The following is a 24,533-nucleotide window of genomic DNA, read 5'->3' as shown; positions in this document are numbered from 1 at the left end:
GAGAGAGCATGATGAAAAAACTGTGGCACTTCCTGCGCACCCCCAGCCGCCGCTGGTCGGTACTGGCGCTGCTTCTGGTCGGCGTCGGCGTCACCCTCGCGGGCACCGTCGGCCTGCACTATGGCTTTGAGAAAACCAGCAGCCTCGAATTCTGCATCTCCTGCCACTCCATGAAAGACACCGTCTATCCGGAGTACAAGGAGTCCATCCACTTCAAGAATGCCTCCGGGGTACAGGCGGTCTGCACCGACTGTCACCAGCCGAAGGATTTTGTCGGCAAGGTGGCCCGCAAGATGGAGGCGGCCAACGACCTCTATCAGGAGTACATAGGCCACAGCATCGACACCCAGGAGACGTTCGAGGACAGGCGCCTGCATCTGGCCGAGAAGGTGTGGGCGCGGATGAGCAGCCAGAACTCCAAGACCTGCAAGTCCTGCCACAGCTACGACAACATGGATCACGCCAAGCAGTCCCCGGCGGCAGCGCTGGCGATGAAAGATGCGGCGGCGAAGAACATGAACTGCATCGAGTGCCACAAGGGCATCGCCCACGAGCTGCCCAACATGGCGGGGGGCTTCCGGGCCACTTACGCCACCCTGGTCAACGACGCGCAAGAGGCTCCAGCCGCCGAGACCCTCTACAACCTGGGTGAAAAAGATCTCTATGCCAGCGAACAGAGCACCGACCCGGTCGGCAAGCTGCTGCCCGCCTCCCGCATCGAAGTAGTGGCCCGCAGCGGCGATCGCCTCAAGGTGACCATCGAAGGGTGGCGCGAGAGCGACGGCAAGGGCCGGGTACTGAGCGAATACATGGGCAAGCGGGTCTTTGTCGCCACCGTCCGTGACGAGCTGAAAGCGAGCGAGACAGTGCTCAAGCAGGAGACCGACAGCGCCACCCATATCAAGTGGGAACAGGTTCAGGTACAGGCCTGGGTCGATGGCAAGGGCTTTGAATCCTCGCTCAAGCCGATCTGGGATTACGCCGGCGAGATGTACAAATCCACCTGCAACTCCTGCCACGGCGCACCAGATCCCGCTCACTTCACCGCCAATGGCTGGATCTCCGGGCTCAAGGCAATGTCTGCCTACTACCGCCTGAGCAAGGAAGAGGAGCGTACCCTGCTCAAATACCTGCAAAACCATGCCGCCGATACCGGTGGTCAGGGCAGCCACTAATTCCGGATTCGAGTTCCGGATCCGAGAGAGGAATAACAAGATGATCAACATTTCCCGTCGTGGTTTTCTGGGTGGCTTGCTGGCCAGCGGTGCCTCTGCCCTGATCGGCCCCTCCCTGCTCGGTCGCGCCGTGATGGCCGCCGAGTCCGGCGACAAGCTGGTGCAGTCCGGTTCCCACTGGGGAGCCTTCCGTGCCCGGGTGGTCGATGGTCGCTGGGTCGAGACCCTGCCGTTCGAGCACGACAAACACCCCACCGAGATGCTCAAGGCCTTGAGTGAGGTGGTCTACAACCCCTCCCGCATCCGCTACCCCATGGTGCGACTGGACTGGCTGCGCAAGGGCCACCAGTCCGACACCAGCGAGCGTGGCCAGAACCGCTTCGTGCGGGTGACCTGGTCCCAGGCGCTGGACTTCTTCTATCACGAGCTGGAACGGGTGCAGAAAACCTATGGCCCGAGCGCCCTCTATGCCGGTCACTCCGGCTGGCAGTCGGTGGGCAAGCTGCACTCAGCTGGCGCCATGCTTGGCCGCGCCATGAACCTGCACGGCACCTATCTGGCCAAGGCCGGTGACTACTCCACCGGCGCCGCCCAGGTGATCCTGCCCCATGTAGCGGGGGCTATGGAGGTGTACGAGCAGCAGACCTCCTGGCCGCTGGTGCTGGAGCACAGCAAGACCATCGTCATCTGGGGCTCCGATCCCATCAAGAACCTGCAGGTGGGCTGGCTGGTGCCGGATCACAGCGTCTACGACTACTGGGCGCAGCTGAAAGAGAAGGTGGCCAAGGGCGAGATCCGGGTCATCAGCGTCGATCCGGTCAAATCCAAGACCCAGAAATACCTCAACTGCGATCAGGTGACCCTGAATCCGCAGACCGACGTGCCGCTGATGCTGGGCATCGCCCACACCCTCTACAGCGAGAAGCGCCACGATGAGGCGTTCCTGAAGAACTACACCACCGGCTTTGACAAGTTCCTGCCCTACCTGCTGGGCACCAGCGATGGTCAGGTGAAGGATGCGGAGTGGGCCGCCGCCATCTGTGGCGTACCAGCCGAGACCATCCGCGAGCTGGCCCGCGCCATGAGCAGCGGCCGCACCCAGCTTATCGGCGGCTGGAGCGTGCAGCGTATGCACCACGGCGAACAGTACGCCTGGATGCTGGTGGTACTGGCCTCGATGATTGGCCAGATCGGCCTGCCGGGGGGCGGTTACGGCTTTGGCTGGCACTACAACGGCGCGGGTACCATCACCTCCAGCGGCCCCATCATGTCCGGTTTCAGCTCGGTCATTCCCGGGGTCAAGCCGCTTCATGACGGCGACTGGAAGGGCTACTCCAAATACATTCCTGTGGCCCGCTTCGTCGACTGCATCCTCAATCCGGGCAAGCAGATCGCCTTCAACGGCCAGACAATCACCTACCCCCACATGAAGATGGCGGTGTTCTGCGGCAACAACCCGTTCCACCACCAGCAGGATCGCAACAAGATGGTCTCGGCCTGGCGCAAGCTGGAAACCGTGGTCAGCATCGATCACCAGTGGACCGCCAGCTGCCGTTTCGCCGATATCGTGCTGCCCGCCACCACCACCTATGAACGGGACGACATAGAGCAGTGGGGCTCCCACTCCAACGCGGGCATTCTGGCCATGTACAAGGTGGTGGAGCCGCTGTTCGAGGCGCGCGATGACTACGACATCTTCGCCGATCTCTGCCGTCGCTTCGGTCGCGAGGCCGAGTTCACCGGTGGCAAGAGCAAGCTGGAGTGGATCCAGAGCATCTATGACGACGCCCGCCTGCAGGGCCGCGGCATCGGCATTCGTCTGCCCCGTTTCAGCCAGTTCTGGCACGGCGAAGGCTTCGTCACCTTCCCGGCGGGCCAACCCTGGGTGCGCCACGAGTCGTTCCGTCAGGAGCCGGATCTGGAACCACTGGGTACCCCGTCCGGCCTCATCGAGATCTACTCCAAGACCATCGCCGACTACGGCTATGGGGACTGCCCGGGCCACCCGGTCTGGATCGAGCCCTACGAGCGCTCGCACGGCGGGCCGGGCAGCAAGCAGTACCCACTGCACCTGCAATCCTGCCACCCGGACAAGCGGCTGCACAGCCAGCTCTGCTCCTCCGACAACTACCGCGCCACTTACACGGTGCAGGGTCGCGAGCCTGTCTATATGAATCCGCAGGATGCCAACTCCCGTGGCCTCAAGGACGGCGATCTGGTGCGGGTGTTCAACAGCCGCGGTCAGGTGCTGGCCGGGCTGGTGGTGAGCGATGACTACGCCCGCGGCGTGGTGCGCATTCAGGAAGGGGCCTGGTATGGCCCGCAGGAGGGCGGCAAGGTCGGTACCCTTTGTACCTACGGAGACCCCAACGTACTGACCGCCGATATCGGCTCCTCCAGCCTGGCGCAGGCCACCACGGCCCATACCGCGCTGGTGGAGATCGAGAAGTTCCGCGGGCAGGCACCGGCTGTCACTGCCTTCGGCGCGCCGGAATCGGTCAAGGGCATCGACCCCATGTTCCCGGCGCTCTGACCCCGGGAGGACGAAAGCGCCCCCTTGAGTTTCCTTTATTTTTAAAGTCGTTAGAATCGGGAGCCATCAAGGCTCCCGATTGTCATCCACGGAGGATAAATGCAGGAATTTATGGCTACCAGCGAACGCCGGGCCGAGCTTTACTGGTGGTTCGCCACCCTGTTCGCCGCCGAACTCAGTGATGAGCAGATCGCCGAATATGACACCTATGATGTGCGAAGCTTCCTGAAGAGCCTCTCCACCCTGGACCCCATGCGCGAGGCCGTGGCCGAGCTCAATGACGCCATCGCCCGCCTGCTGGTTCGCACCGATCGCCAGCTGGAGCTCGCCGCCGACTTCGCCGGCCTCTTCCTGGTGGATCCCAAGCAGGGCGCCCTGCCCTACGAGTCCCTCTACCGTGGCGAGGCCAAGCTGCTGATGCAGGCCCCCATGGCCGAGATGCAGGCCCGCCTCGATCGCCTCGGCATCAATGTCAGCGATAAATACAAAGAGCCTGCCGATCACCTGGCCATCGAGCTGGATCTGATGGGCAACCTCATCATTCGCGCCGCAGAAGCAAAGAGCGCGGCCGAGCGGGAAAGCTGGCTCGACGAGCAGGAAGCGCTGCTGCACGGCCACCTGCTGGGCTGGTTCGACAAGTTCGAAAGCGCCTGTCGCGCCGCCGACCGGTTTGGCTTCTACTGCGCCAGCGCCCGCCTGCTCGGGGTATTCCTCAAGATGGACGCCAACTACCTCTCTCTGGTCAAACCGGCGCAGTCCGCCGACTAAGCCTCGCATGAAGACAGCCCTGCTTCTTATTGCATGCTGGCTGCTGGCCCTGATCCCGCTGGATCAGGGCATTACTCCCCTGATCGCGCTGCTGTTCAACCCGGACAGGGAGCTGTACGGCAGCGCCCAGCTCACCGGCTTTGGCGGCATCCTGCTCACCCTCTACCTTGCCAACCTCGGGGTCGAGGTGGTGCTGCGCCGCCGCTTCCAGATAGCGGGCATGCTGACCCTGCTGGTAGCCTGGATAGGCTTCATCAACAGCAGTGGCAGCGAGTCGCACTTCCTGGTTCTATACCTGCTCGCGCTGCCATTCCACCTGCTCGGCTGGCTGGTATTTGTGCGCGGCATTCAGGCATTTGGTCGCCAGAAAGGCTGACATCCCCTTGATTTAACATCATTCCCTGACATTCTCTCCCTCTTGAAACTTCCTGCCATACTGACACAGCCGTATGAGTGACAAAGAAATCAATTCAGGAGCCTCCATGGAAAAAGTGCTACCCGAATCGGTTCAGACACAGCATTTGTCAGGCCCGTTATCCCTTCATGAATGGCAACAACTGTTCGAACTGGCGCCCTTTGGGATTGGGGTCTTCGATCGTGACTTCAGATGCCGTGGCGTCAACGGTATCTTCACCGAGCTGAGCGGTCTGGCGCAGGGGGATCACCTCGGCAAGACGCTGTTTGACATCACCCCGACCCAGGCCCCCATGCTGCTCCCCAAGCTCAAGCAGTTGCTCAATGGCGCCCCCCGGGCCGAGCTGGATCTCGGCTGTATCCATGTCTCCCGCCCCGGCGGGCCGAGGCGCTGGGAGTGCAAATCGCCATCGACGACTTCGGCACCGGCTTCTCTTCCTTGAGCCTGCTCAAAAGCCTGCCCATCGATCGCATCAAGATAGACAGAACCTTCGTGCAGGCTCTGCCCGACGACAAACACAGCCGGGAGCTGTGCCGCACCATCGTCAGCCTGGCCGACAGCCTCGGCATGGCGGTCACGGCGGAAGGTATAGAGACCCAGCCCCAGCGCCAGTTCTTGCAGTCTCTGCGCTGCGAGGAGGGCCAGGGCTACCTGTTCAGCCACCCCCTGTCCGAACCCCGCATGACCTCCATGCTCACCCCCCAGCGCTGACGGTGGCCGACAGGGATCCAATGAAGAAGGGAGCACCAGGCTCCCTTTCGTTTACTCCCTTCATCTTGCTCCCGTCAGGGGCGCTCAGTGGCGCCCCTCCTTCGCTCGTCGCTATCCAAAAGTCTAATTGCCCTCCCGTGCCAAAGGTATAAGTTGTTACTCAATCATTACAAAAATGTATTCACAGGAGTGAGAGATGAGCGAGAGCAAGGTCTATCCGGTCAAGGCCCACATAGGTAGCGACGCCCTGCTGGACAAGGAAGGTTATGAAGCCATGTACCTGGCGTCGGTACAGAACCCGAACGCCTTCTGGGGTGAGCAGGGTAAGATCCTCGACTGGATGACCCCCTACACCCGCGTCAAGAACACCTCCTACGATCCGGGCCACGTCTCCATCAAATGGTATGAGGATGGCCTGCTCAACGTGTCGGCCAACTGCCTGGATCGCCACCTGGCGACACGCGGCGACAAGGTCGCCATCATCTGGGAAGGGGACAACCCGGCCGAGGATCGCAAGCTGACCTATCGCGAGCTGCACGGCGAGGTGTGCAAGTTTGCCAACGTGCTCAAAGCCCAGGGGGTCAAGCGCGGTGACATGGTCTGTCTCTACATGCCCATGGTGCCGGAAGCGGCCATCGCCATGCTGGCCTGTACCCGCATCGGCGCCGTGCACAGCATCGTCTTCGGCGGCTTCTCGCCGGAGGCCCTCTCGGGTCGTATCATCGACTCGGGCTCATCCATCGTCATCACCGCCGATGAAGGCCTGCGCGGCGGCCGCCCCATTCCCCTCAAGAAGAACGTGGACGAGGCGCTCACCCACCCGGATACCAAGGTCAACAAGGTCATCGTGCTCAAGCGCACCGGCGGCAAGGTCGCCTGGCATGACCACAGGGACATCTGGTGGCACGATGCCGTCGCCGCCGCCAGCCCTGATTGCCCGCCCGAGGCCATGAGCGCCGAGGATCCCCTGTTCGTGCTCTACACCTCGGGCTCCACCGGCAAGCCCAAGGGGGTGCTGCACACCACGGGCGGCTATCTGGTCTATGCCGCCCTCACCTTCAAGTACGTGTTCGACTATCACGAGGAGGACATCTACTGGTGTACCGCCGATGTGGGCTGGGTCACCGGTCACTCCTATCTGGTCTACGGGCCGCTCGCCAACGGCGCCACCACCCTGATGTTCGAAGGGGTGCCAAACTACCCGGCCACCAACCGCATGAGCCAGGTGGTGGACAAGCACCAGGTCAGCATCCTCTATACCGCACCCACCGCCATCCGCGCCCTGATGGCCAAGGGCAAGGAGGCCGTCGAAGGCACCTCCCGCACCAGCCTGCGCATCATGGGATCCGTAGGTGAACCCATCAACCCGGAAGCCTGGGAGTGGTACTACCGCACCATAGGGGACGAGCGCTGCCCCATCGTCGACACCTGGTGGCAGACCGAGACCGGCGGCATCCTGATAAGCCCGCTGCCCGGCGTCACCGCGCTCAAGCCCGGCTCCGCCACCCGTCCCTTCTTCGGGGTGCAGCCTGCTCTGGTAGACAACCTGGGTGAGCCACTGGAGGGCGCCACCGAGGGCAACCTGGTGATCACCGACTCCTGGCCTGGCCAGATGCGCACCGTATTCGGCGATCACGAGCGCTTCGAGCAGACCTACTTCTCCACCTTCCCGGGCCGCTACTTCACCGGCGACGGCGCCCGTCGCGACGAAGATGGTTACTACTGGATCACCGGTCGGGTGGATGATGTACTGAACGTCTCCGGCCACCGCATGGGCACCGCCGAGATCGAGTCGGCCCTGGTTTCCCATCCCAAGATCGCCGAGGCGGCGGTGGTGGGGGTGCCCCACGAGATCAAGGGTCAGGGCATCTACGCCTATGTCACCCTGATCGCCGGGGAGGAGCCGAGCCGCGAGCTGCACAAAGAGGTGAAGGAGTGGGTGCGCAAGGAGATCGGCGCCATCGCCACCCCGGACGTGATCCACTGGGCCGAGGGGCTGCCCAAGACCCGTTCCGGCAAGATCATGCGCCGTATCCTGCGCAAGATCGCCACCGGCGAGACCGACAGCCTGGGGGATATCTCCACCCTGGCGGATCCGGGCGTCGTGGACAAACTTATCCGCGAGAAGTCTGAAGCGGCCTGAGTGCTTCCCCTCTCACAACAAAGCCGGCCTTGTGCCGGCTTTGTTGTGTCTGGAAAGCCCAAAGAGGCGGACACTGCGACAGAGCGGCGCTGCGCGCCAACATGCTCAATAAATGGCCAGATGTAGAGATTAGACCAGTAAAATGCTGCTAATTTTCACGAAATCAATATAATTGCGAAATCTGTGTGCCAGGGCACACCGAATTGTGCAGAAAGTGGCTAGATTTTTGGTGGTCCACAGATAGCTGATAGATAGCAGCATAATCATCGAGGATGTACTCAATATGTCGCAACATCACCGAATCCTCCTGCTCAACGGTCCTAACCTGAATCTGCTGGGCAAGCGGGAGCCGGGCATCTACGGCAGCAAGACGCTCGATGAGATCGTCGCCGATCTGAGCCAGTACGCCAACGAACTCGGTGTCACCCTGGAACACCTGCAATCCAATGCCGAACATGAGTTGGTCGGCCGCATCCATCAGGCCATGGGCCAGGTGGATTTTATCATCATCAACCCGGCCGCCTTCACCCACACCAGCGTCGCCCTGCGCGATGCCCTGCTGGGCGTGGCCATCCCCTTTATCGAGGTTCACCTGTCAAACGTTCATGCCAGGGAACCCTTCCGCCATCACTCCTATCTGTCTGATGTCGCCAAAGGGGTCATTTGTGGGCTGGGTGCCGATGGCTACCAATTCGCTTTAACCGCGGCCGTGCATCAGTTGCGCGCGGCTTGATAATCACTGATCAGATAAAGAAGAAAGAGAATGCTAATGGATATCCGCAAAATCAAGAAGCTGATTGAACTGGTTGAAGAGTCCGGCATCGCCGAGCTGGAAATCTCCGAAGGGGAAGAGTCCGTTCGCATCAGCCGCAATTTCTCCGGCCAGGTTAGCGTTGCCCCGCAGATGATGATGCAGCCGGCGCAGGTTCAACATGCCGCCGCGCCGGTCGCCGCTGCCGCCCAGGCCGCCGCCCCTGCTGCCGATGCCGCCCCGAGTGGCCATCTGATGCGCTCCCCCATGGTCGGCTCCTTCTACCGCTCCTCCAGCCCGGAAGCCAAGCCGTTCGTGGAAGTCGGTCAGCACGTCAATGTCGGCGATACCCTGTGCATCGTCGAAGCCATGAAAATGATGAACCAAATCGAGTCTGACAAGGCCGGTGTGATCAAAGCGATCCTGGTTGAAAATGGTCAGGCCGTCGAATTTGACGAGCCGCTGTTCATCATCGAATAAGGGAAGACGCCACCCATGTTGGACAAAGTAGTCATCGCCAACCGCGGTGAAATTGCCCTGCGGATCCTGCGCGCCTGCAAAGAGCTCGGGATCAAGACAGTGGCCGTTCACTCCACTGCCGATCGGGAGCTCAAACATGTGCTCCTGGCCGACGAAACCATCTGTATCGGCAAACCCGCCAGCGGTGAGTCCTACCTCAACGTGCCGGCCATCATCGCCGCCGCCGAGGTGACCGGTGCCGTCGCCATCCACCCGGGCTACGGCTTCCTCTCCGAGAACGCCGACTTCGCCGAAGTGGTCGAGAAATCCGGCTTCATCTTCATCGGCCCGCGCGCCGAGACCATTCGCCTCATGGGTGACAAGGTCTCCGCCATCGAAGCGATGAAGAAGGCGGGCGTCCCCTGCGTACCCGGCTCCGACGGCCCGGTGGACAACGATGCCAAGCGCAACGCCACCATTGCCAAGCGGATCGGCTACCCCGTGATCATCAAGGCCGCCGGTGGCGGTGGTGGTCGTGGCATGCGCGTGGTGCGCAATGAATCAGAGCTGGCCGCCGCCATCGCCCTGACCAAATCCGAAGCAGGCCAGTTCTTCAAGAACGACATGGTCTACATGGAGAAATACCTGGAGAACCCGCGCCACATCGAGATCCAGGTGCTGGCTGACGGTCAGGGTACCGCCCTCTACCTGGGTGAGCGCGACTGCTCCATGCAGCGCCGTCACCAGAAGGTGGTGGAAGAGGCGCCGGCCCCCGGCATCACCGAAGAGATGCGCAAGTTCATCGGTGAGCGCTGCGTGCGCGCCTGTCTCGAAATCGGCTACCGCGGTGCGGGCACCTTCGAGTTCCTGTACGAGAACGGCGAGTTCTACTTCATCGAGATGAACACCCGGATCCAGGTCGAGCACCCGGTCACCGAGATGGTCACCGGTGTGGATCTCATCAAGGAGCAGCTGCGCATCGCCGCCGGTCAGCCCCTGTCGATCACCCAACAGGACATCCGCATCCGTGGCCATGCCATCGAGTGCCGGATCAACGCCGAAGACCCTGCCACCTTCATGCCGTCTCCTGGCCTCATCCAGCGCTTCCATGCGCCGGGCGGTCTGGGCGTGCGCTGGGAATCCCACATCTATGCGGGTTACAAGGTGCCGCCCTACTACGACTCCATGATCGGCAAGCTGATCTGTTACGGCGAGAACCGTGACATCGCCATCGCCCGCATGCGTCACTCTCTCGACGAGCTGGTGGTGGAAGGGATCAAGACCAACATCGCCCTGCAAAAAGAGATCATGAAGGACGAGAACTTCCAGCACGGTGGCACCAACATCCACTACCTGCACAAGAAGTTGGGTCTGTAAAAGACGCTTTAGCAGAGCGCGTTCGGTCCCTCGGGATCGACAGCGAAAAAAGGGCCATGGCGACATGGCCCTTTTTTGTTATCCTTGCGCCCCTCAAAATTGTCGGAGGCCAAGGTGAATCGTTTCGCGCTCGCCCGTCGGGAAGCAGCCCTCTGCCTGCTGCTGACCCTGCTTTACTTCGTTGCCTGGTATGGCTCGGCGTACTTCGTTCCCGAGACGCTCGAGCTCTGGAATATGCCGCTCTGGTTTCTGCTCAGCTGCATCCTGATGCCACTGCTGTTTATCGGCCTCTGCGCGCTCATGGTGGATCGCCTGTTCGTCGACATTCCTCTCGACCCCGAGGAACCTCCTCATGACTCCTGAGCCGCGTACTGAACCCATGACGGATCCCCGGTTTGCCGACGCCCCGCTGGACACCCAGGAGTCCCCCCATGAATCTTGAGTTGATGCTGCCGCTCTTCGTCTATCTGGTGCTGGTGCTCGGGGTCGGCTTCTGGGCCGGTCGCCACCGTGCCGGGGGTGACTTCGTGCAGGAGTACTTCATCGGCAACCGCAGCATGGGCGGTCTGGTGCTGGCCATGACGCTGGTAGCCACTTACACCTCGGCGTCTTCCTTCATCGGCGGGCCCGGTGCCGCCTACAAGATAGGCCTGGGCTGGGTGCTGCTGGCGATGATCCAGCTACCCACCGTCTGGCTCACCCTGGGGGTGCTTGGCAAGAAGTTCGCCATCATCGCCCGCCGGGTCAATGCGGTGACCATCAACGACATGCTGTGGGCCCGCTACCGCAGCAAGTGGGTGGTGGTGCTGGGCTCGGTGACCATCATCCTCGCCTTCATCGCCACCATGGTGGTGCAGTTCATCGGCGGCGCCCGCCTGCTGGAGACGGCAACCGGCCTCAGCTACCAGCAGGGGCTCTTCCTGTTTGCCAGCTGCGTGCTGCTCTACACGGTGATCGGCGGCTTTCGCGCCGTGGTGATGACCGATGCCCTGCAGGGCATCATCATGCTGATCGGCACAGGGGCCCTGCTGGCAGGGATACTGATTGCCGGTGACGGCCTGCCGAACCTCATCCACCAGCTCAAGGTGATAGATCCCAAGCTGGTGAGCCCGACCGGCGCCGGTGACATGCTGACCCAGCCCTTCATACTGAGCTTCTGGATCCTGGTCTGCGTCGGTGTGGTGGGGCTGCCCCACTCGGCCCTGCGCTGCTTCGGCTACCGGGACAGCAAGGCGCTGCACAGAGGCATCCTCATCGGCACCGTGGTCAGCGCCCTGCTGATGCTGGGCATGCACCTCGCTGGCGCCCTGGGTCGCGCTATCCTGCCCGGCATGGACAGCCCGGACAAGATCATGCCCTCCCTGATGATGGAGGTGCTGCCCCCCTGGCTGGCCGGGGTCTTCCTGGCGGCCCCCATGGCGGCCATCATGTCCACCATCGACTCCCAGCTGATCCAGGCCTCGGCGACCCTGGTCAAGGATCTCTACCTCAACTACCTCAATCCGAAGCAGGAAAAGCTGGAGGTGCGCATTCCCAGGCTCTCCCTGCTCTGCACCCTGATCCTCGGCACCCTGGTGCTGCTGGCGGCGCTGCAGCCCCCCGAGATGATCATCTGGCTCAACCTGCTCGCCTTCGGCGGCCTGCAGGCGGTCTTCCTCTGGCCCCTGGTGCTCGGCCTCTACTGGTCCCGGGCCAACGGCCCGGGGGCGCTGGCCAGCATGGTGTCAGGCATTGTCTGCTACGGGGTCTTGAGTCAGTGGGGGATCAAGCTGGCCGGCCTGCACGCCATAGTACCGAGCCTGGCGCTTGGCCTCGCGGCCTTCATCCTGGTCAGCCTGCTGACCCCGGCCCCGGATCAGTCGGTTCGCCGATTGTTTGATCAGAAATAAGAAAGGGGCCAATAAAGGGACTCGCACCTATTCCCAAATGGGTGCGAGTGAGTAAAATGTGCGCCACGTCACAAAATACCGCGCCCTTATGCCAGTTCAGAACGCCAGAAAGATCCTGACCCAGTCCCTGCAACGGCTCGGTTATGCCCTGTTGCTGCCCGTCTCCATCCTGCCGCTAGCGGCCCTGCTCTATCGGCTCGGCCAGCCGGACGTACTGGATCTGGCGGTGCTCTCCCTGGCCGGACGCGCCCTCTTCAGCCAGATGCCGCTCATCTATGCGGTGGCCATCGCCTTCGGGCTGAGCCGACAGGGGCAAGGGGCGCAGGCCCTGGCCGGCGCGGTCAACTTCCTGCTGCTGAGCTCGGCGCTCGCCACCCTGCAGCCCGGCCTGCATGCGGACATGATCTGCGGCCTGCTGGCGGGCCTGACCACCGCCATGGTCTGCTCCTGGACCCGCAGCCTCTCCCTCCCCGGCTGGCTGCGACCGCTGCAAGAAGAGCTGCCCGGCCTGCTGCTCTCGGCCCTGGCCAGCCTGCTGCTGGTCGTGCCCCTGGCCCTGCTCTGGCCGCTGCTGGAGCAAGGCATCACACTGCTCGCCTCCGACCTGCTCACCACGCCGTTTGGCGCCTTCTGCTACGGCGTGCTGAACCGGCTGCTGATCCCCCTCGGCCTTCACCAGGTGCTGGGCAGCCTCATGGGTCTGGGGGAGAGCAACCTGCAGGCGCTCTCCGCCGCCCAGCCGCTGCACGAGGGCTATGTGGCGGGTCTCTATCCGGTCATAATGTTCGGCCTGCCCGGCGCCTGTTTTGCCATCTGGCTCCATCGCCAGCGGATGCGGCGCCTGCCGCAGGGGGGCTTGCTGCTCACCCTGGCGCTCACCTCGGCCCTGGTGGGGATCACCGAACCCATCGAATTCCTGTTCGCCTTCACCGCCCCCTGGCTGTTCCTGGCCCATGCCCTGCTGACCGGGTTGTCGCTCGCCATCTGCAGCGGGCTCGGCATCCAGGTGGGCAGTTACTTCTCCGCCGGGCTGCTGGATCTGGTGCTCAGCTACGGCTCAGGTGAACACAGTTTCTGGCTCATTCCCCTCGGCATCCTGTTCTTCGTCATCTATGCCCTGGTCTTCTCCCGGCTGCTTGAGTACGCCCCCCTCAGCCTGCCGAGCAAGCCCATCGCCGAGGAGCTGCCCCAGCTCGCGACCGTGGCCCCCACGGATCCCCAGATGCTGGCCATCCAGTACCTCAAGATGCTGGGAGGCATGGACAACCTGCAGGCCATGAGCGTCTGCCTGACGCGCCTCAGCCTGCGGGTGCGGGAGATGGCGCTGGTGGATCAGTCCCGTCTGGCCAGGCTCGGCTGCCTCTCCTGGATCCAGCTCAACGAGCATCAGCTGGTGTTGGTGCTGGGCCCCAACGCCGGTCTCATCGAGGGGCAGATCCGCATGCTGGCAGAGCGACAGTCGGTGCCGCTCGGTCTCGAACCCGGTCAGGCCCCCCTCAGCCAGCACCGCTGATCAGGCGAATGGCAAGCGCTCGGCGACGAAGTCCATCAGGCTGCGCAGGGCGGGTGCCAGATGCTCGCGGCTCGGGTAGATGAGATAGAAGGGATTGGGGGGTATGGGGTGATCCGGCAGCACCTTCAGCAGGCGCCCCGCCGCCAGATCGTCTCGGCAGACATGATCCGGCAACAGGGCTATCCCCCCTTCGTGCAGTGCCAGCTCCCTCAGCGCCAGCAGGCTGTTGCTGATGCAGGCTCCTTGCGGCCGCCAGCCCCCCTCCAGCAACGGCCACACCGGCAGCGACGTGTGCACCAGGCAGGCATGCCCCCCCAGCTCAGTCAGTTGCTGCGGCGTGCCCTGGCTCGCCAGATAACCCGGGGCCGCCACCAGATGGCGCGCCACCTGGCCGATGCGCCGGCAGATGAGGCTCGAATCTTTGAGCGGCGCCGCCCGCAGCGCCAGATCGTAGCCCTCCCCCACCAGATCCAGCTGCTCGTCGCTCAAGGTCAGCTCCAGCACCACCTCGGGATAGAGGGCACGAAACTCGGCCATAATCCGGCCAAGCAGCAGGGTGCCGGTCGCCTCGGGCGCGGTGATCCGCACCCGACCCGCAGGGGCCGAGCGCAGCCTGGCCATGGCCAGATTGGCGCTTCTCGCCAGGGCCAGCAGGGCCTGGCAATGCTCCACATAGACCTCCCCCTGGGGGGTCAGGCTGAGCCTGCGGGTGGTGCGCTGCAATAGTCGCACCCCGAGCCGTGACTCGAGGCGTGAGATCTTCTGGCTCACCGAGGACTTGGGCATGCCAAGCACCTCGGCCGCCCCGGTAAAACTGCCCTGCTCCACCACGGTGGCGAACAGCCCCATCAACTCCAGTTCGACATTGTTCATATATACAAACAGTCTGTCCCGATTACCCATCTTAATCGAAATAATCAACCAGACTAGACTCGCTGGCAATCCCACTCATACCGATTTGAAAGGAACTGCCATGAAAGCCATTGCCCTCACCCATTATCTGCCAAGCGATCACCCCCACTGCTTCATCGAGACCGAACTGCCGGATCCCACCCCGGGCCCACGGGATCTGCTGGTGAAAGTAACGGCAACCTCGGTCAACCCGGTGGACACCAAGGTGCGCGCCCCCAAGGCCAAGGTGGAGGCGACGCCCCGCGTGCTGGGCTGGGATGCGGTCGGAGAGGTTGTGGCGGTCGGCCACGAGGTAACCCTGTTCAAGGCGGGCGACCGCGTCTGGTATGCCGGCGACATCAGCCGCCCCGGCAGCAACAGCGCCCTACAACGGGTGGATGAGCGCATCGCCGCCCTCGCCCCCAAGACCCTGAGCGACCTGGAAGCCGCCGCCCTGCCCCTGACCGCCATCACCGCCTGGGAAACCCTGTTCGAGCGCATCGGCCTCAACCGCGAAAGTACCGGGCGACTGCTTGTCATAGGTGGCGCCGGCGGCGTCGGCTCCATCGCCATCCAGCTGGCCCGTCAGCTCACCGGGATGGAGGTGATCGCCACCGCCTCCCGACCTGAAACCCGTGACTGGTGCCTGGCCATGGGCGCCCACCAGGTAGTGAGTCATCACAACCTGCAGGAAGAGCTGGCCGGCCTTGGCATCAGCCAGCTCGATGCCATCTTCTGCACCAATGCCACCGAGCAGCACTGGGCCGCCATGGCGAGCCTCATTCGCCCCTTCGGTCACATCTGCACCATTGCCGAATCCAGCGAGCCCTGGGATCTGAGCCTGCTCAAGGCCAAGAGCGTCACCTTCAGCCAGGAGTTCATGTTTACCCGCTCCCTGTTCCAGACCCCGGACATGATCGAGCAGCACAAGCTGCTCGGCCGGGTCGCCGCCCTGCTGGACCAAGGGGTGCTCAAGAGCACGCTCACTCGCACCCTGCCCGAACTGACTCCGACCAGCCTGGCACAGGCCCATAGCGAGCTGGAGGCGGGCCGTATGGTGGGCAAGCTGGTGATCGACATGAGCAGCTTTGCCAGCTGAGGTCCTTGCAGCCAGGGATCCCCACAGCCATGCGACCTATTCCCTTATAGGTAAAAAATGCACCATCATGGGGTGAAATCACCAGTGACAAGCCCCAAGAGTGCACAGCCCCACGGCCGATCTGTGCCCCTGACGGGCCCTTCCCCCGAAAAAACCATAAAAAGAGGCCATCCCGCCGGGATGGCCCTTAAAACCTGAACGTTGGGGTAACAATCACACACATATCCTTATGCAGGACATGTGGAACTTTGCAGATTGCGTGCCAATGTCTGCTTTTATCCGCAAAATGACCGTTTTTCAGCGCACCGGCATAAAAAAAGCCACCCGAAGGTGGCTGAAAAAGATGACGGAACTTCATAGAGCAAAGCATTCAGCGGGAACAAGTTGCTTCCCGTCACCCAGTAAGGAATACATTAACCGTGCCAACTTGGCAGAGTTGCCTTCCTTCCCCATCCCATCATGGGCAAACCACGACAGCACAGGCCCATGATGATAGAATCCCGCGGTTTCACATTTATGAAGAGTCGACCCCATGCCCTGGATACAAATTCGAATCAACGCCACCGCCAAGACTGCGGACAAGGTGAGCAACATGCTGCTGGGGCGTGGAGCCCAGGCGGTGACCTTTATGGATGCCCAGGATGTGCCCGTCTACGAGCCACTGCCTGGTGAAACGCCGCTCTGGGGTGAGACCGAGGTGATGGGGCTGTTCGATGCCGAAACCGACCCGGCTCCCACCATCGCCTTCTTCCAGCAGATCTTCGGGGAAGACGTCGGCTACAAGGTCGAGCAGCTGGAGGACAAGGACTGGGTGCGGGAATGGATGGATCACTTCCACCCGATGCAGTTCGGCGAGCGGCTCTGGATCTGCCCGAGCTGGCGCGACGTGCCGAATCCCGATGCGGTCAACGTCATGCTGGATCCGGGCCTGGCCTTCGGTACCGGCACCCACCCCACCACAGCGCTCTGCCTGCAGTGGCTGGATGGGCTGGATCTGGCCGGCAAGACGGTGGTCGACTTCGGTTGTGGCTCCGGCATCCTCGGCATCGCCGCCCTGAAACTCGGCGCCGCCCGGGTCATCGGCATCGACATAGACCCGCAGGCCATCCAGGCCAGCCATGACAACGCCGAACGTAACGGCGTCGCCGGCCAGATCGAACTCTACCTGCCTGCCGACCAACCGCAAGACGTCGAAGCTGACGTGGTGGTGGCCAACATACTGGCCGGCCCGCTGCGCGAGCTGGCGCCGCTCATCGCCGGCCACGGCAAGCCCGGCAGCCTGATGGCGCTCTCCGGCGTGCTGGAGAGCCAGGCCCCGGAGCTGGAGACCATCTACAGCCAGTGGTTCGACATGGACCCGACCGCGGTGAAGGAAGAGTGGTGTCGCCTCTCAGGCCGCAAGCACGGCTGATAGAGACCGTCATCTTGATGCCTGCGGTCACAAAGACGGCTGATAGAAAGCAGCTATTGCGGCGGCAACACTGCGGTCGCAAGCACGGCTGATAGCAACAGGTATCCTCTATACCCAACAAGGGCACCCCAGGGTGCCCTTGTCGTTTCCCGGCGCCAGCTGCGCGCCCTTCTGCCCACTCTGGGGAGAGCTTCACGATTCTCTGCGCCTCGATGACTTATCCTCTCCTCCTTCACCCCATTGAGGCCTAGCCATGACCGAATACGAAAAGATGATCGCCAGCCAGCCTTACAACTGCATGGCCCAGGAGCTGGATGCGATACGCCGGGAGACGGCGTGCCGCTATCACCGCTTCAATCGCGCGGAAGAGGAGCAGCAGCAGTTGGCGCTGCTCAAAGAGATCGTCGGCGGGCTGGCGGAGGGCGCCTTTATCTGCCCGCCCCTTTACTGCACCTATGGCCGCCACATCCACCTTGGCGAGCGCAGCTACATCAATATGGGGGCCACCCTGCTGGACAACGCGCCTATCCGCATCGGCGCCGATGTCATGATAGGGCCGAACGTACAGATCTATACCGCCGCCCACGCGCTGGACGCCGATGAGCGCATCCAGGGGGTAGAAACAGCGCTGCCGGTGACCATAGAAGACAGGGTCTGGATCGGTGGTGGCGCCATCCTGCTGCCGGGGGTCACCATAGGACGGGAGGCCATCGTCGGTGCGGGCGCCGTGGTGACCAGAGACGTCCCGGCCGGAGCCCGGGTGGTGGGCAATCCGGCCCGCATCCTGCCCGCCAGGGCCTAGATGCCAGTGACCGGCAGCTAGGGGCCCACAGATGCCGTGGTGCTGATGCAGAAAACCGCCCATAAAAATAAAGCCCAATGTCATAACGACGCTGGGCTGTAAAAAGGTGCTACGGAATTGCGACTCTCATCGCAGAAAATTAGAAGGGGTCACCTTCTAAACTGGCAGTGGGATAATAACGGGGCGCAAACGTTTTACATAGGGTAATCAACCAGGATTGAGAACAGCCTCTCACTATTCAAAAAATGTCCGGCCAACCCCCTACCCCCTCTTGGCAAGCCTCCAATTTTGAGTACAGCCCGATGTCGTTCCGGGGGGAATAAAAAAGGTTCATCGCGGCTTTCCGGGGAAGGCCGCCTTGATTTTCAGAAAAAAGTATTCTGAGTCCCTAAATCCATATGCCATACGCTTTATCACTTTGATCTTGTTGTTCACCCCTTCCAACACACTCGTGTGCATCGGGTAGTTCGCACTCGCCAGGATCCCCCGCATATATTTCGATAAATTTCGACCAAATCGTTGCAGCGGTGTTAGCCCGCTTTCCTTCACCTGCCGCATCCAGCTCCGCCATCGTCGCCATCCCTCCCACACGCTCGGCGCATACCAGATGCCCTTCAACGCCTCTTTCAGCACGTATACCATCGCCAGCGGTTGATTCGCCGCCAACAGCTCCTGCAGCTTCACATCCTGCTTTTCACTCAGCTTTGCCCGATTACGTAGCAGCAACCAACGCGCACTTTTGACCACTTTTCGCGCCGGTTTATCGCTTTTCAGTGCATTCGCCTGCTCCACTCGCACCCGGTCCACCACCTCGCGGCCATAGCGAGCCACCACATGAAACAGGTCATAGACCACTTCCGCCTGCGGGCAGTGTTGCTTCACCTCCAGGTCGAACGCCGTGTTCATGTCCATCGCCACCGCTTCAATCTGCTGGCATCGCTCGCCGAGCTGCTCGAAGAAGGGACGGATAGCGGCCCGGCTGTTGCCGTGCCCCACCCACAGGACGCGGGTTCGCTCGGCATCCATGATCACGGTGGCATAGCGGTGTCCCTTGTGCAGGGCAAACTCATCCATCACCAGCCGCCGCACCTCCCCAAGTTCGATGGTGCCCACACTGGTCTGCAAACGGCGCTTGTCGATCTCCTTGATGGTGTGCCAACCGATCCCGGTGAGCTGGCTGACATGGCGGATGGGAAGGTACTGAACGAGCGCTTCAATCCAGCACTGCATGCGCCGGGTGAGGCGGGAGCCAGAGGGGAGCCAGTCGATATGTTCACTGACGCGACCACAGCGCAGACAGTCGACGCGGCGAACAGGCAGTTGTAACCAGACTTGTCGGTCAAATAGGTCTCGCTCACGCACCCGGCGGATACGTTGGTCGTGGATCAATGGCGTGGGTTGCAGGCATCGGCGACAACGGGGCAAGAAGTCGGCGCGAGGCTCAAGGGTAAACAGGGTGTGATGGTTGGCAGAAAGCGCTTGGGCGATGACGGTATAACCTGGCCAGAAGGAGGCAATATCAATATGATGCACGGCGACAGCAGAGTGATGGTGGTGGTGTGTTTGGCGACAGCCAGTTTACCAGCACCCTGTCTGTCAACTTCCACTTCCCCAAGATCCCGCGAAGAACCATAAAAAAGCCCTGAATAATCAGGGCTCTTGTGCATTATCTGTGACTCAGAAGCGACGTACGAAGTCGGCGATCGGCAACTCCCGCAACTTGCGCGCCTCCAGCATGGGGGTGCCCAGGTAGAGGAAGCCCACCAGTTGATCGTCCGGTGCCAACCCCAGCCCCCGATTGATCCCCTCGTCGAAGATGAACCAGCCGGAGCGCCAGATGCCGTTGAACCCCTGTGCCTGGGCCGCCATCTGCATCGCCATCAGGGCGCAGCCAGCGGAGAGCTCTTGCTCCAGTTTAGGTACCTTGGGGTGTGCCTGATAGCGGGTCGCGACGGCAACCACCAGGGGCGCTCGCAGGGGCGCCTCACTGCATTTCTTGATGCTATCTTCATCCTCGCCGCGGGTGCGAGCGGCGTCCGCCAGCAGGGTCCCCAGACGCTCACGCCCCTCCCCTTCAAACAGGATGAACTGCCAGGGAGTCAGGGTGCCGTGATCCGGCGCTCGCAGGCCGGCCTTCAGAATATTGTCGAGCACCTCGCCACTCGGGGCCGGGGTGGTCAGACGGCCACAGGAGTGGCGGTTGAGTAACAGGGAGAGGGCATCCATGGTCAGTTCCTTATCAGGAGGCAATGATGGCGCTACCTTAGCACAGCCCGAAGGGGAGCACAGCCAGGGCCGGTCGGCGCCACCAATGGAAACCCCCTGATAGTCAGGGGGTTATCATCATGCTGTCGGCTCAGGCCAAGGCGCTAGATGACGGACGCCAGCTCGGCGCCCTGGCGGATGGCGCGCTTGGCGTCCAGCTCCGCCGCCACGTCGGCACCACCTATGATGTGCACCGGCTTGCCCGCCGCCTGCAGACCGGCCTGCAGCTCCCGCAGGGGCTCCTGTCCGGCGCAGATGATCACCTGATCCACCGGCAGACACTGTCTGGCTTCCCCCACCTGGATGTGCAGCCCCTCGTCGTCGATGCGCAGGTACTGCACGCCGGAGAGCATCTGCACCTTGCGGTTCTTCAATACGGTGCGGTGGATCCAGCCTGTGGTCTTGCCGAGGCCATCCCCCACCTTGCTCTCCTTGCGCTGGAGCAGCCAGATCTGGCGCTCGGGAGCGTCGATCACCGGCATCATCAGACCACCGCGCTCGCCGAGGCTCTTGTCGATGCCCCACTCCCTGAGCCAGTGATCGCGATGATGATCCGCGCTCCCCTCCCCCTTCTTCTCCACCAGGAACTCGGCCACGTCGAAGCCGATGCCGCCGGCCCCGATCACCGCCACCTTGCCGCCCACCGGCTTGCCATCGCGCAGCACGTCGAGGTAACTCAGCACCTTGGGATGATCGATGCCGGGAATGTTGGGGGTGCGCGGTCGTATGCCGGTGGCGAGGATCACCTCGTCAAAACCGCCGCCAAGCAGGCTCTCGGCGCTCTGGCGCTGGCCCAGATAGAGTTCGACGCCGCACTTCTCCAGCCGCCTGGCGAAATAGCGCAGGGTCTCGTGAAACTCCTCCTTGCCCGGGATCTGCTTGGCGAAGTTGAACTGGCCGCCTATGGTCGGCGCCTGATCAAACAGGCTCACCTGATGGCCGCGCTCGGCGGCGTAGCAGGCGAACGCCAGCCCGGCCGGCCCGGCCCCCACCACCGCCAGCTTCTTGGGCTGGGGCACCCGGCCGAAATTGAGCTCGGTCTCGAAGCAGGCGCGGGGATTGACCAGGCAGGAGGCACGTTTTTGCTTGAATACGTGATCCAGGCAGGCCTGGTTGCAGGCGATGCAGGTGTTGATCTCGTCCGCCCGGTTCTCGGCGGCCTTGATGACGAACTCAGGATCCGCCAGGAAGGGGCGCGCCATGGAGACCATGTCCGCCTCCCCCTGCGCCAGGATGCGCTCGGCCACCTCGGGGGTATTGATGCGGTTGGTGGTGATAAGCGGCACTGTGAGGTGCTTTTTCAGCTCGGCGGTCACCCAGCTGAAGGCGCCGCGCGGCACGCTGGTGGCGATGGTGGGGATGCGCGCCTCGTGCCAACCGATGCCGGTGTTGATGAGGCTCACCCCGGCCTGCTCCAGCGCCTTCCCGAGCGCTATGACCTCCTCGAGGGAGGAGCCCTTCTCCACCAGATCCAGCATGGAGAGGCGGAAGATGATGATGAAGTCGGTGCCGACCCGCTCGCGAATGGCCCGCACGATTTCCAGCGGAAAACGCATGCGGTTTTCGCTGCTGCCACCCCAGCCGTCGCTGCGCTGGTTGGTGCGCTCGCAGATGAACTGGTTGATGAGATAACCTTCCGACCCCATCACTTCCACACCGTCATAGCCCGCCGCCTTGGCCAGTGCCGCGGTCGAGGCGAAGTCCCGTATGGTGCCACGGATCTGCCGCTCGCTCATGGCCCGCGGCTTGAATGGAGAGATGGGAGCCCGGATGGCGCTCGGCGCCAGGCTGAACGGATGATAGGCATAGCGACCGGCATGGAGGATCTGCAGGGCTATCTTGCCCCCCTCCTGATGCACGGCGCCGGTCACCTTCTTGTGCTTGGCGACCTGCCAGGGGAAGCTGAGCTGCGAGCCATGGGGCACCAGGCGCCCCCGCAGGTTGGGGGCGATGCCACCGGTGACGATGAGGGCGACACCGCCGCGGGCGCGCTCGGCATAGAAGGCGGCCAGCTTCTCAAAGCCCCCCTTCTCCTCCTCGAGGCCGGTGTGCATGGAACCCATCAGTACCCGGTTCTTGAGCTGGGTAAAGCCGAGATCCAGGGGTGTCAGCAGCGTTGGATACAGGCTCATGACGCACTCCTTTTAGAGGCAGACGCACAAGATGCCGCCAGCACATGGTGACGAAGAAGGGGACTGCGGGGGGTCAGCAACGTCGGGTAGCGGCTCACAGGGCCTCCAGTTAATTTTTTGTTATCAAATTGAGGCTAGAGTAAAGAATCGAAAATCCTTTTTCAAACAAATGTTTGGACATTTTTTCAGCGAACAGCCGTGTCCTGAAGCCAGGGAGAGCGATCCCAGCCAAGCGAAAATGGCAATTGGCGGGTCAACTGGTTAATAATGCCCTTCTCTACCCATTAACAGGGCGTTAGCACGGCTATGTCTATTTTCAAAGGTCTGGGGTGGCTGTTTCGCAGCCTCTGGCGTCTGCTCAACTTTACCCGCTTGATGCTGGTCAATCTGCTGTTTCTCATCGTCGTGCTGGTCATCGCCTTCAGCCTCAACCAGAGCGAGACACCCAGCACCCCCATCGAGGGCGCCCTCACCCTCAATCTCGCCGGCGTACTGGTCGAACAACGCACTCAAACCGATCCGACCGTGCAACTGCTGAGGCAGGTGGAGAAAAGCGACGATCAGCCGAGCGAAATCGTGCTCTCCGACCTGTTGTGGGCCATCAAGAGCGCCGGGGATGACGATCGCATCAAGGCACTGGTGCTCAAGCCCCAGGGGCTGCAGGGGGCCAGCCTCTCCAAGCTGCAGGAAGTGGCAAGCGCCATCGACGCATTCAAGGAGAGCGGCAAACCGGTCATCGCCATGGCCGACTACTACAGCCAGGGCGCCTACCTGCTCGCCGCCCACGCAGACCACGTGCTGCTCAACCAGAGCGGCGCCGTGCTGATCGAAGGCTTTGGCGTCTACCAGACCTACTTCAAGTCGGCGCTGGAAAAGCTCAACGTCACCCCCCATGTGTTCAAGGTCGGCACCTACAAATCCTTCGTCGAGCCCTATACCCGGGATGAGATGTCCCCCGAGAGCAAGGAGGCGAACCAGCGCTGGCTGGATCAGCTGTGGCAATCCTATGTGGCCGACGTGGCCGAGCAGCGGGAGATAGAGCCAGATGCCGTCGCACCAGACAAGGATCACTTCCTCGACCTGCTGCGCAAGGCCGGTGGCAATGCCGCCAGCTACGCCCTCGACAACGGCCTGGTGGATCAGCTCGCCACCCGTGACGAGATGACCCAGGCGGTTATCAAGGAGGTGGGCGAGAGCGAGGATCACGGCTGGAAAGGGGTCGGCCTGAAAGAGTATCTGGCCGCCATCCCCGAGCAATATCCCCAGAGCGGCAAGGATGAGGTGGGTCTCATCACCGCCAGCGGCGCCATCATGGACGGGGTGCAACCCGCCGGTACCATAGGTGGCGACAGCCTGGCCGATCTGCTGGCCGAAGCCCGCCGCGATGACCAGGTGAAGGCCGTTGTGCTGCGGGTCGACAGTCCGGGTGGCAGCGCCTTCGCCGCCGAGCAGATCCGCGCCGAGCTGCTGGCCCTGAAGCAGGCTGGCAAGCCGGTGGTCATCTCCATGGGCAGCTACGCCGCCTCCGGTGGCTACTGGATCTCCGCCGATGCGGACAAGATCTTCGCCTCCCCCACCACCCTCACCGGCTCCATCGGGGTGTTCGGCATGTTCGCCACCATCGACAAGGCGCTCTCCCAGTACGGGGTGCACACCGACGGCATCGGCACCACGGACTTCGTGGGGATCGGGCTGACCCGGGCCCTGCCGGAGCACGTCGGTCAGGCCATCCAGCTGAGCGTGGAAGACACCTATCAGCGCTTCGTCGGCCTGGTCGGCAAGGGCCGGGGCCTGAGCCCGGAAGAGGCGGAGAAAGCCGCCGAAGGCCGGGTCTGGACCGGCCTGGATGCCAAGGCACTGGGGCTGGTGGACGAGTTCGGCAACCTGGACGACGCCCTCAAGGCCGCCGCCGAGCTCGCCAACCTCAAGAGCTGGCAGGTCACCCCCATAGCGCCGGAAGAGTCGGCAAGGGACAAGTTCCTGCGCGAGCTGTTCGACAGCAGCGCCCAGGCGCTGGCCCCGCACCTGCAAAGCTGGCTGCCCGCCGGGTTGGGCAAGGCGCTGGTGGAGATGAACCGCAGCCTGGACCCGCTGACCCGCTTCAATGACCCGCAAGGCACCTACGCCTTCTGCCCGGTCTGCGTGCCCTGATCCGGCAGCGACAATAAAAAAACCGCCGAATGGCGGTTTTTTTATCCT

The 24,533-nt window shown here is 62.5% G+C and carries 20 protein-coding genes and 1 pseudogene; 17 read left to right on the top strand and 4 right to left on the bottom strand.

Going from position 1 to position 24,533, the window contains the following annotated elements; genetic code table 11:
• Positions 1-8 precede the first annotated feature (8 nt).
• The 13 genes and pseudogenes from torC (at position 9) to BN1127_RS05315 (ending at position 13,734) form a co-directional block, all read left to right on the top strand.
• On the top strand, positions 9-1,175 hold the full coding sequence (gene torC / locus BN1127_RS05375) for a pentaheme c-type cytochrome TorC (RefSeq protein ID WP_082029976.1): 1,167 nt from the start codon (positions 9-11) through the stop codon (positions 1,173-1,175).
• A gap of 40 nt (positions 1,176-1,215) precedes the next feature.
• Positions 1,216-3,708 carry a trimethylamine-N-oxide reductase TorA gene (gene torA, locus BN1127_RS05370; protein ID WP_042648774.1) on the top strand — a complete coding sequence of 831 codons (2,493 nt, stop codon included), beginning with the start codon at positions 1,216-1,218 and terminating at the stop codon, positions 3,706-3,708.
• 99 nt (positions 3,709-3,807) lie between these two features.
• Complete coding sequence (gene torD, locus BN1127_RS05365) at positions 3,808-4,476, top strand: molecular chaperone TorD (RefSeq protein WP_042648773.1); 669 nt, start codon at positions 3,808-3,810, stop codon at positions 4,474-4,476.
• A 7-nt stretch (positions 4,477-4,483) separates the two neighbouring features.
• On the top strand, positions 4,484-4,852 hold the full coding sequence (locus BN1127_RS05360; RefSeq protein WP_042648772.1) for a hypothetical protein: 369 nt from the start codon (positions 4,484-4,486) through the stop codon (positions 4,850-4,852).
• Positions 4,853-4,925: 73 nt separating this feature from the next.
• Complete coding sequence (locus BN1127_RS21160; protein WP_082029975.1) at positions 4,926-5,333, top strand: PAS domain-containing protein; 408 nt, start codon at positions 4,926-4,928, stop codon at positions 5,331-5,333.
• Positions 5,267-5,602, top strand: a pseudogene (locus BN1127_RS05350) (EAL domain-containing protein); the annotation flags it as partial. The gene BN1127_RS21160 and the pseudogene BN1127_RS05350, both read left to right, overlap by 67 nt.
• Positions 5,603-5,798: 196 nt before the next feature.
• Positions 5,799-7,745 (top strand): acetate--CoA ligase, encoded by a 1,947-nt coding sequence (gene acs, locus BN1127_RS05345; RefSeq protein WP_042648769.1) that lies wholly within the window; start codon positions 5,799-5,801, stop codon positions 7,743-7,745.
• 283 nt (positions 7,746-8,028) lie between these two features.
• A complete protein-coding gene (gene aroQ / locus BN1127_RS05340; protein WP_005326561.1) occupies positions 8,029-8,478 on the top strand; it encodes a type II 3-dehydroquinate dehydratase in 450 nt (149 codons plus the stop codon).
• Between the two features lie 36 nt (positions 8,479-8,514).
• On the top strand, positions 8,515-8,976 hold the full coding sequence (gene accB / locus BN1127_RS05335) for an acetyl-CoA carboxylase biotin carboxyl carrier protein (protein ID WP_005326559.1): 462 nt from the start codon (positions 8,515-8,517) through the stop codon (positions 8,974-8,976).
• Positions 8,977-8,991: 15 nt separating this feature from the next.
• On the top strand, positions 8,992-10,332 hold the full coding sequence (gene accC, locus BN1127_RS05330) for an acetyl-CoA carboxylase biotin carboxylase subunit (RefSeq protein WP_005326556.1): 1,341 nt from the start codon (positions 8,992-8,994) through the stop codon (positions 10,330-10,332).
• 114 nt (positions 10,333-10,446) lie between these two features.
• Positions 10,447-10,695, top strand: coding sequence for a YhdT family protein (locus BN1127_RS05325; protein WP_005326553.1), 249 nt, complete (start codon positions 10,447-10,449; stop codon positions 10,693-10,695).
• A gap of 68 nt (positions 10,696-10,763) precedes the next feature.
• Entirely contained in the window at positions 10,764-12,221 is a 1,458-nt protein-coding gene (gene panF / locus BN1127_RS05320; RefSeq protein ID WP_042648768.1) for a sodium/pantothenate symporter, read from the top strand.
• Between the two features lie 88 nt (positions 12,222-12,309).
• Positions 12,310-13,734 carry a PTS transporter subunit EIIC gene (locus BN1127_RS05315; RefSeq protein WP_042648767.1) on the top strand — a complete coding sequence of 475 codons (1,425 nt, stop codon included), beginning with the start codon at positions 12,310-12,312 and terminating at the stop codon, positions 13,732-13,734.
• Here BN1127_RS05315 and BN1127_RS05310 read toward each other — a convergent pair whose 3' ends face one another.
• Positions 13,735-14,607 (bottom strand): LysR family transcriptional regulator, encoded by an 873-nt coding sequence (locus BN1127_RS05310; protein WP_042648766.1) that lies wholly within the window; start codon positions 14,605-14,607, stop codon positions 13,735-13,737.
• A gap of 100 nt (positions 14,608-14,707) precedes the next feature.
• On the opposite strand from BN1127_RS05310, the gene BN1127_RS05305 reads away from it, so the two are divergent.
• The 3 genes from BN1127_RS05305 to BN1127_RS05295 all read left to right on the top strand — a co-directional run bounded on the left by BN1127_RS05305 (position 14,708) and on the right by BN1127_RS05295 (position 17,937).
• Complete coding sequence (locus BN1127_RS05305; RefSeq protein WP_042648765.1) at positions 14,708-15,724, top strand: zinc-binding alcohol dehydrogenase family protein; 1,017 nt, start codon at positions 14,708-14,710, stop codon at positions 15,722-15,724.
• Between the two features lie 532 nt (positions 15,725-16,256).
• Positions 16,257-17,135: a 50S ribosomal protein L11 methyltransferase gene (gene prmA, locus BN1127_RS05300; protein WP_005326544.1), complete on the top strand. Its 879-nt coding sequence runs from the start codon at positions 16,257-16,259 to the stop codon at positions 17,133-17,135.
• Between the two features lie 253 nt (positions 17,136-17,388).
• Positions 17,389-17,937 carry a sugar O-acetyltransferase gene (locus tag BN1127_RS05295; protein ID WP_042648764.1) on the top strand — a complete coding sequence of 183 codons (549 nt, stop codon included), beginning with the start codon at positions 17,389-17,391 and terminating at the stop codon, positions 17,935-17,937.
• Positions 17,938-18,267: 330 nt separating this feature from the next.
• Here the strand turns inward: BN1127_RS05295 and BN1127_RS05290 are convergent, their stop codons facing one another.
• The 3 genes from BN1127_RS05290 to BN1127_RS05280 all read right to left on the bottom strand — a co-directional run bounded on the left by BN1127_RS05290 (position 18,268) and on the right by BN1127_RS05280 (position 22,334).
• Positions 18,268-19,470 (bottom strand): ISL3-like element ISAeme19 family transposase, encoded by a 1,203-nt coding sequence (locus BN1127_RS05290; RefSeq protein ID WP_082029974.1) that lies wholly within the window; start codon positions 19,468-19,470, stop codon positions 18,268-18,270.
• A gap of 144 nt (positions 19,471-19,614) precedes the next feature.
• Positions 19,615-20,163 carry an NAD(P)H nitroreductase gene (locus BN1127_RS05285; RefSeq protein WP_042648763.1) on the bottom strand — a complete coding sequence of 183 codons (549 nt, stop codon included), beginning with the start codon at positions 20,161-20,163 and terminating at the stop codon, positions 19,615-19,617.
• A gap of 143 nt (positions 20,164-20,306) precedes the next feature.
• Positions 20,307-22,334, bottom strand: coding sequence for an NADPH-dependent 2,4-dienoyl-CoA reductase (locus BN1127_RS05280; RefSeq protein ID WP_042648762.1), 2,028 nt, complete (start codon positions 22,332-22,334; stop codon positions 20,307-20,309).
• A 306-nt stretch (positions 22,335-22,640) separates the two neighbouring features.
• On the opposite strand from BN1127_RS05280, the gene sppA reads away from it, so the two are divergent.
• Complete coding sequence (gene sppA / locus BN1127_RS05275; RefSeq protein ID WP_042648761.1) at positions 22,641-24,485, top strand: signal peptide peptidase SppA; 1,845 nt, start codon at positions 22,641-22,643, stop codon at positions 24,483-24,485.
• Positions 24,486-24,533: the final 48 nt, after the last annotated feature.

The sequence above is a fragment of the Aeromonas media genome, from assembly GCF_000819985.1.
GTDB lineage: Bacteria > Pseudomonadota > Gammaproteobacteria > Enterobacterales > Aeromonadaceae > Aeromonas > Aeromonas media.
Note: the sequence above shows the minus strand (reverse complement) of the source record. Positions and strands in the feature narration are given on the sequence as shown.